The organism is Sphaerisporangium sp. NPDC005289 (genome assembly GCF_040607455.1).
Taxonomy (GTDB): domain Bacteria; phylum Actinomycetota; class Actinomycetes; order Streptosporangiales; family Streptosporangiaceae; genus Sphaerisporangium; species Sphaerisporangium rhizosphaerae.
Genome location: NZ_JBEXGS010000019.1, coordinates 82,258 through 98,764, shown reverse-complemented (window position 1 = coordinate 98,764; position 16,507 = coordinate 82,258). Strand labels below are relative to the sequence as shown.

The following is a 16,507-nucleotide window of genomic DNA, read 5'->3' as shown; positions in this document are numbered from 1 at the left end:
CCCATCATCCATGGTGCCCCGGTCGGAAAGCTGGCCGGTCCGCTGGCGACGACGGTGACCTGGCTCCGCTCACCAGGCTGCATCCGGATGCCACCATTGCACGTCGGCCAGCTGGGTCCGATCGACACGCTCTTGAGGAACGCGTCTTCCTGCGAGCAGGTGGGTGATCACAGTGTCGGGAAGGTCGAGTTCGCGGGCAGTGCTAATCGCGGGGGTTTTGCGTGCAGGGCTCGCGGTGAGGTCATCGCCGGTGGGCTCGGCCCGCGCGACGGCATTCCACAGCGGGATCGACATACGGCTGGACAGGCCGGCGGTGTTGGCGGCGTCGGCGAACAAGGCAGCGGCTTCGATGCCAGCGATGTCGACGTCTCCCGCGTAGTGGAGTTCCGTCACGACGATCTGGTGGAGTTCTGCTAGATGGACGAGGTCGTCGATCAGGCTGGCGACGGAATCGCCTCCGCCGAAGATGACGGCGGCGTAACCGGGGTCCGGGCTGGCGCGCAGAGATCGCCAGCATGAGTCGAACGTGGATTTGTTCTCCACGATGAGGACGGGGCCGGCATCGCGGAGTTTGGCGATGCGCAGGCCGCCGAGCGGGGCCTCGCAGGCGAGTAGGTCGAGGGTGAGTCGGCCGCCGCTGAACAGCGGTCCCTGGGCGAGGTGGGCGAGGCGCTTCTCATCGTTGAATATGTGCAGCGATCGTTCTTCCCGGGCGACGCGAGCAGGGGTGAGACCGGTGGTGGCCAGTATCCACCGGTTCACGGCCACGGCGTCCAGCCGGAGTTGTTGGGGTGGCCGGTTCTCCCGCATCCAGGCGGGTATCCAGCTGAGCGCCGGCGCCCAAGGCTCATGCGCGGGGTCGAGGAGGCGAGCAGCAGTGCGGCGGTTGGCCGGCACGGTGATGCGCTCGGGCAAGGGGAACAGGCCATGGTCCCACAGGGATCCACTGCGGCTGGGAAGTTCGATGACGCCCTCGTCGGCTAAGTGCGTGAGGGCGTGGGCGAGGCGGGGACGGGCTGCCCAACTGGCGGGCAGAGCGAGGTCCGCAGTCTTCCAGAGGAGCCACAGATCGGCTCTGGTCACACGTGCCTTGCCGTGGTCGAGGAGCGCCTGTTCGAACGCGCGCAGCGCTTCTGATGACGGCGCGGGGACGTTCTGGTCCGTCATGACGGGACATCTCCAGGATCGTCGCCGGTGAGGGGTTCGTCCAGGTCGGAGAGCTGCAGTTGGGTGTCGTAGGTGATGGCGGCGGCGGAGATCACCGGCCATAGGTGGTCGCCGCCGCCGGTGGCGGCGTCTCGTTCGATGGGAGAGACATAGAGGGTGCCGTTGCGCAGGAGGGTTTGGAGGTCGTCATCATCGATGTGCTGGGGAGCGACGATGTTGGCGGTGTGGCGGCGGGAGACTCGTAGGCCGATGAAAGAAGGGAAGACGGTGAGAGCGCCGCTGTCTCGGATGCCGGTGAAGGAGATGAGGCGGACGCCGAGGGAGGAGGCGACGTCGCGGACCAGCCGCAGGAACATCGGTTTGGTGACTTTGGAGAAGGGATTGTCGAGGATGAGCGTGCTGTGCTGGTGGCCGTTGTCCTTGGCGCGGCGGGCAGCCAGGAGCGAGGCAAGAATAAGGGCGATGGTGACGCCTTCACCGCCGGAGGTGTTGAGGGCGATCTTCTCGACGGGCTTGTGGTCGGGATCGAGTGGGTCGGAAGGGATGAGGAGCCGGGCGCTGAACCGGGGTGTCATCGCTTCGAGCAGTTTGTAGATCGTGGTGTCGGCGTCGAAGCTGGGGCGATCCGTTCGGTCGGGGTCGAACCATTCCTGCATGGTGGCGAGGATGTGTGCTTGCTGATCGGCTTTGCTCATGTCGAGTCCGCCGAACTTGAGCAGGGGGGTGTTGCCCCACCGGCCGAGCGCGGGGGTGGTGGGAAGGAGAGAGTCGCGGGCGGTCTGGCGGACAGCGGTCACGATGTGGCTCAGGTGCGCGAAAGTGGTCCTCGCGGTGTTGGCGACCTGACCGTCAAAGTTGGCGAGCCGGTGGGCGAGCAGCGCGAGCCGCTGGGTGGCGTCGTTATTGATGGTGACGGCCTGTTGGATCAACGTGGTGCGAGGCATAGAGTAGAGGGTTTGGAGCATCTGGTCGCCCGATCGGATCTCCTCATCCGCGCCGCGCAGCACGACCTCGACCGTCTCCAGCTGGCGGTTGGTGCTGCTCTCGGTGGTGGACCGTCGGGCGGACAACAGGTCGATCAGCCCGGTGAGGTCGTCGACCGCTTGGTCAGCGGCCGCGGTGAACTCTTCGGAGGTGTGGTCGTCGGTCGAGGTGAGCAGGGCGAGGAACCGGGTAAGCGGTGCTGGGAGGCTGTCCAGGTCGAGGTCTTTCGTGTCGAAATCGGCCGTTTCGAGATCGATCGACGGGAGCAGCAGGCCGGGAGCGGACAGCGAAACGAGCGATCCGTAGATCCGGTCACGGGTGGTGGTGACCAGATCGTGGATGGCAATGGCACGGTCGGCTTGGCGCGAGGCGTCGCTGCGTGCGCGTTCGGCTCGGCCATGGACTTTCTCGGCTTCGGCGAGCACCGCCTGGCGGCGCTGGACGATCGTCTCGGCTTCCGCCAAGTCCGCGGTCGAGTCTTCATCCGTGAGAGTGACCTTGGGAACCTTGTCGGCCTCGCTCCGGATAGCCTCCAGCGTCTTCTGCTGCGTGGCCTGCTGGTGCCGCAGTTCGCCACGGGACTCCTTCAGCTCACCGACGCGTGCGCGGGCGGTGTCTGCTTTCTGAGCGAAGTCGGCTGGCATCGCGGTAGGCCGCTCCCTGAGTAGTTCATCGGCCTTCACGCGAAGGTCGGACCGCTCCGGAGCGCGCTCGGCCAAGGCCGACTCGATGGGGTCGATCCGCTGCCGGCAGTGGGAGATTTCGGCTTCGAGGTGGGCGTCGCTGATCGCCCCCCGGTAGTGCTGAGAGCGCTGCTCGGTGAGTACGGCGAGTGTTTCGCGACTGGCGGCTCTGTCATCCGGGCTGATCTCATCTCCGAGCCGGGCAATCTCGGCCACACAGAGGCGAGCCTTCGCGAGTTCCTTGTTCAGGCCCCCGACGGTGATAACGATCTGGTTGATGGCATCCGTGGCCGCCTGCTGGTCGGCCTCGGCCGCTCCGTGATCATGCTGTGCGGTCTCAAGGTCTTGGGTCACGGCGTCCAGATCGCGTTCCCAGCCCCGCACCCGTTCCTCGGACGCAGGCCGCTGCGCCCACTGCTCCTTCAGAAGGGTCAGCCGCTCCACGGTGAGTTTCAGGTCGGTGAGCTGGGTGCGGAGCTGGGTGGTAAGGGAGGAAGTGTCTTTCACGTTTTGGCGGATCTCCTCGATCTGCGCCTCAAGCGTGGTCTTGTCGCGGGTGAGTTCCGCCAGCTCGGCTTCCCGGGTGCTGTGTTCTTCTTCAGCGGCGTCGACGGCGCCCGGGCCGAGCATCGCCGTCCACTCGGTGACGCTGTTGTGCAGAGCCTGCGCGGTGCGCTGACGCTGGGTCTGAGCCTGGATGGCGCTGTGCTGGATCTGTTCGTCGCGTTCACAACGGTCCAGTCGCCGATCGGCTGCATCCGTCGACCAATAGCTCTCGTGGGGCAGGACGACGGTGACGTCCTCGTTGCCTGGAAAGGCGAAGGCGCTGGGCGGGCCGATACAGACAGGCCCGGTTAAGGTATCGCGCTGGGACTGGACATAGTCGATCAGCTGCTGCAGGTCCTCGGGGACATTGACGATGATGCCGTCGGCGAGCGCGGGGTGGCGCGTCGCGGCACCTATTGCGGCGGCCGGGGTGAGGGCCAGGTAAGCCCAGCCAGGCCGAGCTCCCCACCCCGCCTTAGCAGCCTCTTTGCACACACGCTCGATGTCGGGGCGTGGTGGCATCAACCGGGTGTCATGCAGCGCTTTGGCCGCGCGGGTGGCGGCCGCGGCATCGACCGCCGCAGTGAGAATGCGTTTGTGGGCGGAGTCCATGACCGCGTTCAGCAGGTCCAAGACGAGCGGTGCGCTGTCATCGAGGTTGATGACCTCCAGGTCGAGCAAGCCGCTGCCGGCGATGTCATCGATGAGCTTGTTGGTGGTGTCTTTGGCCTGTTGCCATCGGCGGTGGGCCTGTTCGGTGGCGGCTGCCGCGACACCGAGCTTTCCCTGAAGGGCTGCCGCCTGTTTGTTGAGTGACTGGAGCCGTTCCTGCAAGCCCTCGAGCTGTTCCTCGGCCGTCGTCAGGTCGCCGTCGAGACGGTCGTGTTCCTCTTTGCGGGAGGTGAGCGCTTCGGCGGGCAACTGATCGTGACCGACGAGCCCGTCCTTGCGAGCCTTCTCGAGAAGCTGGTCCAGGCGGTGGAGAGCCTTCTGCTCCCCCTCGATGTAGGCCTGCAACGTCGTTATGCGCCGGTCGGCGGTGGTACGGCGGCCGGCGGCGTCGTGTAGCGCGGCCCGGGCCTTCGCCAGCACGGTCTTCTGCCCTGTCTGCGCTTGAGCCAAGGTCTCGAGTTCGGCCTCCAGGCTGGCGACCCACGCGGATGCCGCAGAGCTGGCCGCGCGGCGGGCGGGCTCGGCGTCGGCGGACTTGTCCGCCAGTATGCGCACGGCATCGCTCATCCGTGTCCGGAGGGAAGCGCGCTCGGCGAGGTGGCCGGCAACGCCACACACCAGCGAGATCTTCTCCTGGGCGGCTATGGACTTATTGACATCCTCGACTTGTCGGATCGTCTCCTTCAAGGTGAGGTCCGCGACCTGGAGGCGGGCAGCGATCTCCAGGCCGCGCGCTTCTGCTTGAATATGCGCGGCCGCGCGTTCCTCCTCATCGGCACGGCGCTTCTGACCTTGCGCGGTCTCGGCGCGGCCTTTGGCGATAGCCGCGCTCTTCGTCAAGGACCGGCGGGCTGATAGGACACCGGAGATGAGGTCACGGCGGCTGGTGTCGATCGCGGTGAGTTGCGCGCTGAGGTCGGCGAGCGGGTCGGTTTGGGTGACGAGCAGTTCCAGGAGCTTCTTTCGGCGCCGGTCGAGCCTGCACCGGTCGGCGTCCGCGGCCTGCATCCGCAGCGTGGCCTTGATATCGGACAGGGAAGTGGGGTCAGCGATCGCTCCGACCAGGCTGTTGAGGAACTCCCGGGAGGAGGCGTAGGTGAACACCCGGTCGGCGGCTCCTTCATCCTCATTCATGGTCAGCAGCCAGGACCGGGCGAACCCTACGTCGATCTTCAGGTCGTCCTTGAGGTGGGCTTCCCACCTCCTCTGATCTCCGTGAATGACGATCTCAGCGGCAGGTAGCTGCTCCTTTAGCACGTTCAGGTGGTGGCGCCACCGCTGGTGGCTCAGCAGGCCGCCGTCGTCGTCACGCAGCGGCAACGTGGGCAACGTCAGTTCGGGAGAGGCGCAGCGGGCAGACCAGAAAAACTCTTCCGCCTTTACGGTGGGGCCAGCGCCATCAGGCTTGTACAGGCAGGCGCCCACCAGAACCCGGGTCGGGGTAGTCGAGGTGATCGTGCCGCGGTGAGGCAGGTCGAACTCCAGGACGACGTGCGTGGGCGGTCCGCCGGGCACGTAATTCTCGACGCGTTTGTCCTCCCCCTTCTTCTCCTGGCGGCGTTTAGCCTTGCGTGGTAGGAACTCCGTGGCGTTCGGGAGGAGCACGTGGATCAGGAACCCGATCAGCGTCGATTTCCCGCCACCGTTCTCCTGCCCGACCACCGTGTGGGCGCGGTTGTCGAGGTTGACGGTGAGGTCGGGATAGGCGACCTTCGCCTGCGCGCGCAGGTTCACGATCCGAAAGCCGGTGATCGGTCCCATTCAGTCTTCGCTTTCATCGTTGCTGAAGCTGTCGTCCGCCAGGGCTTCCCCCCAGGTGCCGGGAGGCGCGTCGGCTTGCTGCCGCGCGGCGAACTGCTGCAGGTCGGTGAACAGGCCGTCAATGAGCAGGTCGGTGTAGTGGAAGATCAGTCGGCGGCGCGGCTGGTAGACCGTGTCGGTGCCGGACTCGGAGACCCTGGTCAACAGCCCGCGTTCGCGCAGGAACTGCAGCACGTCGTTGACCATGTAGCTGGTGGTCTTGGGTGCGGCCCGCCCGGTCGAGGATTCGCCTGAGGCCTGCAGCCAGTGCCACCAGATCGGGTATTCGTTCCCGTCAAGGCCGGGGTCCTCGGCCTCGAGGTGCTCGGCGAAGTCACGGATGAGCTTTTCCAGCTCGCGGACCGGCACGGGAGGAGGCAGGAGAGTCGGGTCGGTCATGAGGTCGTCGAGTTCGACCGCCGAGGGCGCGATGTAGGCCAGGAGCGCTGGGATGACCAGCAGCCGCCCCGCCCGCTGAAACGCCGCCTCCTCTCCCCGGTACTTCTTGGTGTTCCAGGGCAGATCTCCGGATGCGGCGGGCCAGCACCACGGGCTGTCGGCGTCGGCGCGCACGATGAGCCCTTCGGTCTCGCTGGCGTATGTCGCCTCGCATTCGGCGCCTTCCAGCAGCCCGTCGATGAGCATCTTGAACGACGCCTCGGTGACATACCGGTTGACGAGCCGACGGTATTCGGCGGACAGGCCGCTGCGGCCGGGGATGACGGTGAAGTCGGTGGCCAGGGCGAGCAGCCGTCCTGCGTCCACGGAATCCATCAGGTCTCCTCAGAGGGCGGGGTCAGGTAGGCGGGGGCGGATCTGGATAGCACGAGGAGGTCGTCGCCGCCGACGGAGTCGTGCTGGAATGTCCGTCCAGGATGGGCGAGGGCGAAGCGGGCCCGATCGAACGGTTCGGGGTCCGCACCGGCCTCAGGCATATCGGTCGCGAAGTAGGACGACGTCACCACGACGGCGAGCGTCCACGGCAGCCGCAGCCGCTGCCTGGGCGTGAGCCGCTGCAGGTCGGCCCGCTCATGGAGCGTGGCCAGCAGCTGCGACAAGAAGGTCGGTTCGGTGACGCTGGCGAGGATGTCGGTCACCGCTGCGAGGACTTCGGGATCGAGGTCGTCGTGACCGGCACGGACCTCGCCGAGAGCGAAAGGGTCGACGCCTGAGCCGGTGGACGGAGTCCGCTCCGCCGGAGCCGTCTTCTCCAGCACGGTCTGCAAGTTGAGGACTCTGCGGGGAGCCGGGCTGAGGAACACCGCGAGCCGCTGGCGCAAGAGCTGCTCAAGCTGGCCGGGCGTGGCATGCATCAGCGGACCGAGCAGGTCAGAGGTCGGATTGATGGTGATCCGCCGATAGGTGAACAGCTGCCGGTCCTGCTGCTCTTCGAACGTCCGGACCGCAAGGCTGGTGGTGCGCAACAGCCGGGTCAGTGCGTGGATCAGCTCTCGCAGATGATCGGTGATCCGCTGCAAGCGTGCGTGGTCGGGGGCGTGCAGGTGCATGTGCTCGGCGACTGTGTCAGCAAACCGCTGTTCGGCGTCGACCTGCTCACGGATCAGCGCGGCCGCCTCATCGAGCTTCGGCGCGACATCAACCGCGTAGTCGACGTCACGGACGCGCCGCTCCATCCGCCGGAGCAGGGCGTCGAACTCCTTCTGCAAACCGTGGACACTGGTCTCCCGCCGGCTGACCGAATGCAGGACTTCGTCGTAGTCCTTGCGCTCCAGCATCCGCTCAGACCGATACCGTTCTGCGGCCGCCCGATCGGAGGGATCGAAGGCGATGAGATTCTGGAAGATGTTGATCGCCTCGGGTGTCGCCCGCAGCGTCGGCTCCACGTCGTCGTCCCGGCCGACGGTCTCGACCAGCCGGAACGACAGCGGAGGATGGCTGACCGTCCCCGCCTCTGCGTCGTAACGCAGGTACTCCCCGCGGTAGCGGGCTTGGCGGTCCCGCGAGTTCAACAGCACCCCGACCACTGCCGCGGCCAGCTCCCGATGGATCTCCGGAGAGTCCTCGGGCCCTTCCAGCGACACCAGCGCCGACAACTCGTCGATGATCTGCGTCTGGGTGTGCCCCCCGGTCAACCGATCGTTCTCAATCACCAGGTGCAGGGCCGCGAGCGTGTGGGTGATCAGGTCGTAGGACGCCCACTCCGGATGCACCCGCCCCAAGCTGTCGATACGGTTGAACAACAACGCCTGCATTCCCGCAGTTCGACGCTGCCGAGGCTGCCACGCAGACATAAAACTCGTCAGAGCCGGTGTAAGACTACGCCCGCTCGGCGGGCTCTCCGTTCCAGCACATTCCACCGACAATCCCCTTGTCCACCCCATGTGCGCAGCGCTTGCCTTCGCCGTTCAACCCGCCAAAAGTTACCTGAAGCGTCTGACGTTTCCGGGCCAACGCACAGTTTCGAACTCGAACTCGGCAAGCCGAAAATTTGTTCGGTGTAATTCGGGCGTACCGTTCGCCCATTTTGGCCAATGGATGGATTAGGAATCCTGTTATAGGGGTTGAAAGCGTGATGTAGTCAGAGCGGGTGGAGGACGAGGCCGGTACCGACGAGGCCGCCGTCAAGAACGTCGTGGCGATACTGGAGTCGGCATAGGCCTTGGCGGACGGCGGTGATCAGGTCTTGCGGGTGGGTGAAGGCGCGGCCGGCGCCTCTACCAGGCCGAAGTGCGTCAGCAACGCGCTGGGGCTGTTGCGCCGCTCCCATGTGCGGACCGCCCTGGCCAGCTGCAGCGTGTCGATCAGCGCGGCAGGACGGATCGCGGGACAGCGCATCGACAGCAACCGCCAGTCACGCTGACGGTGTGGCCAACGATCCACGTGCCATCCAGCCACGCCGCCAACTCGGAGAGGATCTGCCGCAGCTTCGGGCCGAGCGCCGGCTTCTCGTTGGTCAGACCGGGCGGTGACCAAGGGCGGTGCATCACGTGCCGCTCGGGACGCCCGTCAACCGGCGAGACGACGCCGATCTCCAGGATCGCCTCATTGTCGCAGTACTGGGCGCCGGTGCCCCTCAGGTCCACCGCCACCAGCGGTGCCGCCGACCACATCTGATCGTTCAACTCCGGCCGGAAGCATCCGACGGGCTCGGCCGACCGATCCCGGTCGGTACGCTGAGCGCCCGCGCAATACGGTGCCCGACAAGGCGCTCGGCCACGGCAAGTGGGTACCAGGCGGCACCCGTCACCTCGGACTCCTGGATACGCCCAACGTCCGCATGCGTTGTCACGAAGGCGTACCCGAGGTCGAGGTGGTAATGATCCGGTTCGTCCTTCTCCGGTCGTGCCGGAACCCTGGCGTACTCGACGTAGACGGGGGTCTGCGACGCCGGGAAGACCTTGCCGGGGTCACAACCGGTCTCCTCCGCCAGCTCGCGCACTGCCGCGTCGATCAGTGTGGTGTCGGTCGGCTCAAGGTGGCCTCCTGGCTGCAACATGATCCCGTAAGCGAGGTGCTCGACAAGCAGAATCTCGGCGTCATCGGCGTCACCACGGACCAGCAGCGCGCCGACGGTCACGTGCATCGGAAAGGTCCGTCGCGAGGTGAAATCCTGCCCCTGAGACAGCAACTGCACCGGCTCGGACAGCAGCACGGCCTCGTCCGGGTACCGCTCAAGGTAGACGGAAAGTGTGCTTGAGATGTCCGCGTCACTGATCGCCACAAGGCACCCCCGCACCAGCCGGAGAGGCCGTCGAACGCTTGATCATCACGTTCCTCCCTCGCGGGGGGCACGACCACGCGCGGATGCGGTGCGAACGCTTGCCACCGGAACCAGCTTGACACAGGCGTCACTCCTGCTGCTGGTGACCTGAAATCGCACGGTCCTCATCAGGCAGGCCCTGGGCGGTCTCACGGGTAGACGGCCGGGCGCGCGGTTCGAAGTCACGCAGGGCCGCTCTGGAGGGTGGCTGTGCCGAGTAGGTCGCGCAGGCTGTCCTCACCTTGACGAGCCGCGGCAGTGAGCGTATCCAGGTGGACGGCCGGGATGCTGCCGGCGCCGAACCCCGAGGCGGTGAGCACGTCGGCGACCACCTGTTCCTGTTGTGGGGTCATGCGGGAGCTTATCCCCTGGTGCCCTAGGACCTCTCGGGCAGCGTAGGCGTCTGAGCAGGCCACGTCGGTGACAGCGGACCGCAGGCCGGAGTCGTGTGCTGTGGGTCGGCCGGCAGTCAGATCGAGCGCGGTCAGGCCGAGCCGAGTTCGGAACGCCGCGGTCAACGGCGCAGGCTCGGCGATCACCGTGAGGGCTTCGCGCGCCACGTGGGCCAGTTCGTCCTGTGATGCCGCCGTGGCCGGAGGACGGCAGTAGGTGCGCAAGATGGCGGCGACGGCGTTCTCCCAGGGCTCTGCGGGAACGCTGGAGTCAATCATGGCGGCGGCCTGCTGCGGGAGGTCCTGTTCCATCAGCGACATGATCGCGATCTGGCGGCCGTCGAGGAGCCGCTGGCCGACGCCGTGGTGCGCGGCCATGGATTCGGCTGCCTCGGTCCAGCGGCCGACACTCGCGAGGGCTCTGGCGCCGTCGACCAGCAGGGCGACCCACAGCTCCGTACAGATCTTGCGGTGATCTGCGACGGTCCGGATCAGCGGTGAAAGGTCGACGTCGTGGTTTCGGATGACGGTGGCTCCGCGCTGCTGGGCTGCCCGGTACAGCCCCTGAAGCACCGCGAAGGCGGCGGTGCCGTCACCTTCGCGGATCAGCAGCCGCGCTATGTTCACCAGCGGCATCAGCGACATCACGGCGATGTCCTGGTCGAGACTCCTGGCTTCGGCGAAGACCTTGTGCTGCCTCCAGCACAGTTCGGCCGCGAGGTCGGGCATTCCGCTGTCAGAGGCGATGAGCGCGGCCATGTTGAGGACACCGCTCGCGCGGGCCACCCGTTGGGAGTGGCCCGCGCCGGGCATGTCCACGGTCAGCGCGGTGAGCTCTGCAATGCGCCTGTCCAGTGGAAGCCCAGGCGGCTTGGGCCGGCAGACGAGCGGGATACGGCGGGCGATCGCAGGGTTCATCACGCTGCTTCCCCTTCTACGGCCAGTCGATGACGAGTCGGCTGTTGGGCTTGTCGATGATGAAGCGTGGGTCAGCGGCCTTCAGCAGGTCGCGGTTGGCGGCGGTGGCCATGCGGAAGCCGGGGGCCGGAGCGTCGTTGCCGTAGTCGCGGTTCCACTCCTGGACCTCGGTGACGACATGCTCGGCGAGGGAGGCGGCGCGCGGGCCGTGGCCGATGACTCCGATCTCCCAGAATCGGCCGTCGCTGTCTTCACCCTCGCGGACGGTCAGGTAGGCCAGGCTGTCGCCGTCGAGGGCCGCCATGGAACCCCATCCGAAGTGCGGGGCGAACCCGGGCCGCCGGCCAGGCATCCGGGACAGGCCGTTGGGCAGGACGCACGCCAGCCACAGGTAGACCCACTCCCAGGCCGAGCCCTGCCGGAACTTCACGCCCGTGTACTGCTTGTGGGAGAGCGCGTCCAAGACGGTCCGCATCGCCTCTCGGTCCACGAGCTGCTCGCTGTAGGTCTCCAGCCGGACGTCGCCCTCTCCCGTCATGGTGACCACGGTCCGGACGTCGTCACATACGCCTTTACGTAGCGGGACGAAAGAGGCCATCTCGCATGACACGGTCTTCCAGGTTCCGCCGTCACGCTCGAAGGCGAAGGATCGGGAGATACTGCCACGGATCCGCATCGGGATGACGAGCCGACCGTCAGGGGCCAGCTGGTCCAGGACGGGGAGGGGGATGTCACCGGCGCCCACGGTGAACTGGATCCGGTCGAACGGGGCGTACTCGGGCAGCCCGGCCGCACCATCGGCCAGCATCACCGTCACGTTCGACGCGCCGGCGGCGTCCAAGTGCTTTGCGGCGGTGTTGACGAGGTCGGTGTCAACGTCCACAGTCCACACGTGCCCGCCGGGGGTGACGAGCCGCCCGAGGAGGGCGGCGTTGTACCCGGTGGCCGCCCCCGCTTCCAGGACCTTGTCTCCAGGCTGTGCACCCAGTTGCTCCAGTTGGGTGGCGACGATGGACGGCGCCGAGATGCAGGAGATCATCTCGCCGTCGTGGCCGTGCTTCACCGACACGGCGTCATCGACGTAGGCGGCGGCGATGTCGGCTTCCGGGATGAAGTGGTGGCGTTCGACTTCCCGGAAGGCGTCGATGATCGCGGGGGTGCGCAGGTGGCCCGAGCCGGTGAACTTGTCCACCATGGCGTTGCGCAGCTCGGTGGGATCGGTCGTGGTGATGGTGCTCTCCATCCTCTCGAAGGTAGGGGTTGCGGGTGCGGACTGGCCGGTGGACACGACGGCCGGCTCGTCGTCTCCGAAGGCGACGTGCTGGCCCAGCCAGGCCGCGGCGGCCTGCTCGGCCACGGATATGCCGGCGCGGTTGAAAGCGAAGATCACGTGGTGGGCGAGGACCGCGCGCAGCCCTCGCCGGAGTTGCCCGCCAGCCGCGAGACGGGCCAGGCGTCGGCCGGCGTCCTCGAACGCGGCGACGCGGTCAGGCCAGCCGGGTTCGGTGGTGTCGCGCTGGGCGGCGTCGGCGTTCATGAGGCGCCGCATGGCGGTGATCGCAGACGCCCGGTGGGACGCATGCGGCGGGTTGACCGCCGGGCGAAGGTCGCCGACCTTCGCCCACACGTCGCCGATCTCGAACGGGTCGAGCCCTGCGGCCCGGTTCATGGCCGACAGCAGCAGGATGCACCGCTCGCGGGCGTGCGGGCTGCCGGTCCCGGCCAAGGCCGCGGGGCTGTCGGCGCACCACACCTCGTGGGCGATGGCCATGCCCTGGGCGCCGCCGAACGCCTCGGTCTCCGGTTCGTAGACTCCGGCGACCCAACCGGCCGCGAACTCGTCAGCGACGAACTGGTCGAGCAGGTCGGCGGCGGACCGCTCGGTGCGCAGCCGGAGCTTGCCTTCCTTGCGCATGAAGTGGAAACGCTGCCCGGACAGCGCGGCCGCGAGTGCGGCCGCCGTCTTCGGGGTCGCTCCTGCATCCTCGGGAAAGCGGATGGTGGCTTGCCGCCAAACCGGCTCATCGGGAAGCGGCAGATTCTCGTCGTCCCAGTTCATGTCTTCGGTTCGCTCCTGCTCGGTCGTGCTGGCGGGTCAGTCGATCAACAACGCGCGGGTCCAGCCGGTCACATTGGCGCCCTCCAGCGCCAACGCCGCCCCGGCACTGCCTTCCAGAAACCCTGGCTTGGAAAGCGCGGCGATCCCCGCGGCCAGTCTCTGGCGGGTCTGCCGGATGGGCTCGGCGAACCGGTCGGGGGTGAAGCTGTCGGCGGCGATAGCGGTCGTGACCGTCAGCAACCCCGCCCAGCCGTGGCAGAGGGACGCATCGGTAACCCGGTCCAGGCGGGCGGGGTCGGTGAGGGCGGTGACGGCGAGCTCCTCGGCCTTCCGCCTACGGGCGTCGTCACCGAGCGCGCAGGCTGCCAGTTGCAGCGTGCGGGCGATACCAAGGTCGCCATAGCACCAGGAGGGACGCAGCGGTGGCGCCTGCTGTGGCTCGTCGGCGAGTAGGTCCAAGGTGATCCAGTAGAAGGACCCGAACTCCTCCAGCCAGGCCGTGAACGTCTCGATGGCGCCGGTCTGGCCCTCCACTAGGACGCCGCGGCGGGCGGCGAGAGACAGCAGCGCCAATGGCCCGGCGATGCCGTGTGCCACCCCGTTGTTGGCGTGGCCACCGGCGATGTCCTCATGTGGGGGGCTGTCCGACGCCCACCATCCGGGCAGGACCCGGGCTTCGGCTTCGGCCGGGACCGCCAGCGTCACCAGGTGGGCTAGCACCTCCTGCAGCAGCGGCCGGGGCGAGCCTGCGCGGGCCAACAGCAACGCCCCAAGCCCGGTGAGACCACGGATGAGATCGAACTCGGCGAGCGTGGGAGGTCGCGCCGCTTCTCGCCGGCGGCGGGCCATAGCGAGCCGAGCGGCCACGACCCGGTCGACGGCTGTCTGAACGGAGTGGTCGGCGCGTCCGGCGCGGCCGAGCACGAACTCCAGCGCGGGGGCGCCGTGGAACAGGGAAGCGTTCGAGCCGGTGCTGACGCCGCCCACGACCGCCTCGGCGAGCAGGGGCCGCGCTACGGCGAGGTTGCCGCGCTCGATGTGCAGCAGCGCCATCCCTAGCGCGCCCTCGGCCAAGGCCTGCGTTCTGGGCGGGGTCATCGGTCCGCCCTGACCGCGACGACGATGCTGTGGGCGCGCCCGCCGATCCACCCATTCGCGTCCGGCGGCGGCGCGTCGTAGAGCACCGCGACGGAGGAGCCGCACAGGTGCGTGCGAAGCAGGTCGAGGTCCATCTCCCTGGTGAGATTCAGCAGCAGGCGTTGATCGTCCATGGCCAGCAGCACACGGTCAGGCACACCCGCCCGGCCGCGCCAGGCATGCAGCTGATCGGCCCACTCCTCCAGGCACGCCGTACGGGCGGGCAGTGTGCGGGCCCGCAGCTGCCAGCGGGCCGCAACCACGATGCTGCGCCGGTAGTGCAGCGCCGGGGTGAACGGCAACGTCCATGCGGCGCCCCAGTCGAACCAGGTCACCTGCGGCGTCGCGGCGCGGCTGATCTCGGCCAGGAACCGGACCAGTGGCGGGGTGAAGTTGTTCCACACGAAGTTGATCGCTGTCGGCGTGAGCGGTTCCAGACGCTCCCCGGTGGCGGCTACCGCGAGGTAGAGGTGGCTACCGCGCAGACCGACGACCAGATCGGAGGGGAGGATCACCGTGGTGTCGCCGCCGCGGAACTCTCCGACGCTGACCAGCTTCGGCAGGACCTGCGGCGTGCGTGTGAGCAGGTCGGCCTCGACGCGTGAGGGATGGAAGGACAACTGAGCCGGTATCGCCACGGGATCGACCGTGGGCAGGGCCGTGTGCCTGTCAGCCGTGTCCGGGAACAGGTGCTGGAATCGTCCCGTCATCGTTCCGGCCGCTCTGGAGACGGTGTGTACGCGGACGCGGAAGTCGCCTCGGTCGAGCGCCGGGAGCGAACCGGCTTGGACCTCTGCGCACAGCTCGAAGTGCGGGGCAAGGCAGGTGGGCGGTTCGCCGGCGGCCTCCAACTCCTCGATGAGCGTCTCGGACAGGATCACCGTCCGGCGGCCTTCAACGGCGGCGGTCCCTGCGAGATCCAAAAGCAACCGGTCGCGCCGGGACATCGGTCGTGGCGGCTCGGACACCGAGCCGAACCCGTCAGGCAGGCCCAACCCGTTGTCCGGGTCAACGAGCTGCTCCAGACCCACCTCGGCGCCCTCACCCCAGCGGGCGGAGAACCGCTCGATGTAGCGCCGCCATGCCCTGGTTCCGGCCGGGTAGGGCGCGAGCCTGGCCAGCACGGTCGCCGCGGTCTCCATCTCGACCGCGACTGTCTCCGGCAACCGAACCTCGGCGTTCAGGCGCACGTCCACGCAGTCCTCCCGCTCGCAGGCTTCCAAGGAGCCCGCAGGAAGGACGGCAGCCGGGTCAACGATCGTGGCAGGGGCACGCAGCGCCGACCGCAGAACGCGAAGGCGCAGCAGCTCTGCGAGGAACGCGGCCTGGCGGCGTGCCTCCACCTGCGGGAACTCTGCGGCGAGTTTGCCCGCCAGCGCCGCATGCCCGATGGGTGACCGGGCCACCTGGAGGACGAGCGCCAGCGCAGGCGTCAGAGCGAGGGAGAACTCCGACGCGCCCTCGGACGGCACGAAGACGCGGCCGCCGCGCACGTACGCCAGGTTGTTGACGCACACCTCGACAGCCGCCATCGACGCGCCGCTAGCTTCTACGGCACTGATCACCTTGTCCAGCGCCCGGGGGTCGGCTCGGGCGACGACCTCGTGCTCATACCCGACAAACACGGCCGATGTCTCGCCGAAGTCGACCAGGCAGACGCCAGCGAACAACCCGAACGGCGTGGACCGATACTCGTATCTGATGGCGTACCGGGCGATGGCGAGCGCGGCGCGGCGCGCCGCACGGCCGTTCGCCGATCGGCCGTCCAGGACCGCCTCCACCTGGCGGGCTAGGTCCGGGCTCGCATTGGAGACCGTACGTCGGAAGGCGTCATCGGCCCAGATCGGATGCAGCCAGGAACGCCACTGGTCGACGGTCGCGGTAGGCCCGGGCCAATGCGGCAGGGCGGGGGCGGCAAGGTTCACCGCCGCGCGCAGCATTCCGGCGCCCGTGCGCCGGTACAGGGTCCGCCGCGACCGTGTCATCGCTCACGCTCCGTTCCCGGGGAAGACGAGGGCGCGGGCCGGGCGGGCCCGCGCCGCGCGGACTAGGAAGTCGTGCAGGCGCTCGGGCAGGAGCTCCCGCAGTTGTCGCCGGTGCTGCACAACAGCACCGTGTCGGCCGCCGGGGTGTTCTCGATGAAGGTGATGTCGAGGTCGAACGGGTCGAAGGTCTCTTCCGCAGCGACCGTGGCGGTCTCCTTTGTGATGGTCTGCTGGATGGTCGGAGCGTTCATGTCCTCTACTCCTTGTCTTGTTTCGGATTCCTGACGTGGGAGTCCACGTCGGCCGGGCGGGCCATCTCAGCCCGCGTCCGCCTGGTCCACTTACGGGTCGGCGGCGTACACTTGGACGACGTCCTCGTGGGCCTGCGGGTAGTAGGTGGCGCGGGACAGCAAGATGGGGCTGCGGCCCGCGCCGGAGTGCGT

At 67.8% G+C, this 16,507-nt stretch carries 11 protein-coding genes; all 11 read right to left on the bottom strand.

Annotated features, from left to right (window positions below; genetic code table 11):
• Positions 1–69 precede the first annotated feature (69 nt).
• Positions 70–1,167 (bottom strand): Wadjet anti-phage system protein JetD domain-containing protein, encoded by a 1,098-nt coding sequence (locus ABZT47_RS28660; RefSeq protein WP_354848615.1) that lies wholly within the window; start codon positions 1,165–1,167, stop codon positions 70–72.
• A complete protein-coding gene (locus ABZT47_RS28655) occupies positions 1,164–5,813 on the bottom strand; it encodes a hypothetical protein (RefSeq protein WP_354848612.1) in 4,650 nt (1,549 codons plus the stop codon). The genes ABZT47_RS28660 and ABZT47_RS28655 overlap by 4 nt, the downstream gene beginning before the upstream one ends.
• The gene (locus ABZT47_RS28650) at positions 5,814–6,626 is read right to left on the bottom strand and encodes a hypothetical protein (RefSeq protein ID WP_354848609.1); all 813 of its coding nucleotides are present in this window, start codon (positions 6,624–6,626) and stop codon (positions 5,814–5,816) included. It abuts the gene before it with no gap.
• On the bottom strand, positions 6,626–8,065 hold the full coding sequence (locus ABZT47_RS28645) for a hypothetical protein (protein ID WP_354848606.1): 1,440 nt from the start codon (positions 8,063–8,065) through the stop codon (positions 6,626–6,628). The genes ABZT47_RS28650 and ABZT47_RS28645 overlap by 1 nt, the downstream gene beginning before the upstream one ends.
• Before the next feature lie 549 nt (positions 8,066–8,614).
• Positions 8,615–8,935: a hypothetical protein gene (locus ABZT47_RS28640; RefSeq protein ID WP_354848603.1), complete on the bottom strand. Its 321-nt coding sequence runs from the start codon at positions 8,933–8,935 to the stop codon at positions 8,615–8,617.
• Positions 8,932–9,534: an NUDIX domain-containing protein gene (locus ABZT47_RS28635; RefSeq protein ID WP_354848601.1), complete on the bottom strand. Its 603-nt coding sequence runs from the start codon at positions 9,532–9,534 to the stop codon at positions 8,932–8,934. The genes ABZT47_RS28640 and ABZT47_RS28635 overlap by 4 nt, the downstream gene beginning before the upstream one ends.
• 221 nt (positions 9,535–9,755) lie before the next feature.
• Positions 9,756–10,883, bottom strand: a complete 1,128-nt coding sequence (locus tag ABZT47_RS28630) for a hypothetical protein (RefSeq protein WP_354848598.1) — start codon at positions 10,881–10,883, stop codon at positions 9,756–9,758.
• A 16-nt stretch (positions 10,884–10,899) separates the two neighbouring features.
• Entirely contained in the window at positions 10,900–12,942 is a 2,043-nt protein-coding gene (fxlM, locus tag ABZT47_RS28625; RefSeq protein WP_354848595.1) for a methyltransferase, FxLD system, read from the bottom strand.
• Between the two features lie 36 nt (positions 12,943–12,978).
• On the bottom strand, positions 12,979–14,040 hold the full coding sequence (locus tag ABZT47_RS28620; RefSeq protein ID WP_354848592.1) for a lanthionine synthetase C family protein: 1,062 nt from the start codon (positions 14,038–14,040) through the stop codon (positions 12,979–12,981).
• Positions 14,037–16,064, bottom strand: a complete 2,028-nt coding sequence (locus ABZT47_RS28615; protein ID WP_354848589.1) for a lantibiotic dehydratase family protein — start codon at positions 16,062–16,064, stop codon at positions 14,037–14,039. Before ABZT47_RS28615 ends, ABZT47_RS28620 begins: the two co-directional genes overlap by 4 nt.
• Positions 16,065–16,126: 62 nt before the next feature.
• Positions 16,127–16,315 carry an FxLD family lanthipeptide gene (locus tag ABZT47_RS28610; protein ID WP_354848586.1) on the bottom strand — a complete coding sequence of 63 codons (189 nt, stop codon included), beginning with the start codon at positions 16,313–16,315 and terminating at the stop codon, positions 16,127–16,129.
• Positions 16,316–16,507 lie beyond the last annotated feature (192 nt).

Bases quoted from the DNA above. Each gene is read 5' to 3' on its own strand.
- ABZT47_RS28660 (WP_354848615.1), bottom strand. From the start codon at position 1,167: ATGACGGACCAGAACGTCCCCGCGCCGTCATCAGAAGCGCTGCGCGCG.
- ABZT47_RS28655 (WP_354848612.1), bottom strand. From the start codon at position 5,813: ATGGGACCGATCACCGGCTTTCGGATCGTGAACCTGCGCGCGCAGGCG.
- ABZT47_RS28650 (WP_354848609.1), bottom strand. From the start codon at position 6,626: ATGGATTCCGTGGACGCAGGACGGCTGCTCGCCCTGGCCACCGACTTC.
- ABZT47_RS28645 (WP_354848606.1), bottom strand. From the start codon at position 8,065: ATGCAGGCGTTGTTGTTCAACCGTATCGACAGCTTGGGGCGGGTGCAT.
- ABZT47_RS28630 (WP_354848598.1), bottom strand. From the start codon at position 10,883: ATGAACCCTGCGATCGCCCGCCGTATCCCGCTCGTCTGCCGGCCCAAG.
- fxlM (WP_354848595.1), bottom strand. From the start codon at position 12,942: ATGAACTGGGACGACGAGAATCTGCCGCTTCCCGATGAGCCGGTTTGG.
- ABZT47_RS28620 (WP_354848592.1), bottom strand. From the start codon at position 14,040: ATGACCCCGCCCAGAACGCAGGCCTTGGCCGAGGGCGCGCTAGGGATG.
- ABZT47_RS28615 (WP_354848589.1), bottom strand. From the start codon at position 16,064: ATGACACGGTCGCGGCGGACCCTGTACCGGCGCACGGGCGCCGGAATG.
- ABZT47_RS28610 (WP_354848586.1), bottom strand. From the start codon at position 16,315: ATGAACGCTCCGACCATCCAGCAGACCATCACAAAGGAGACCGCCACG.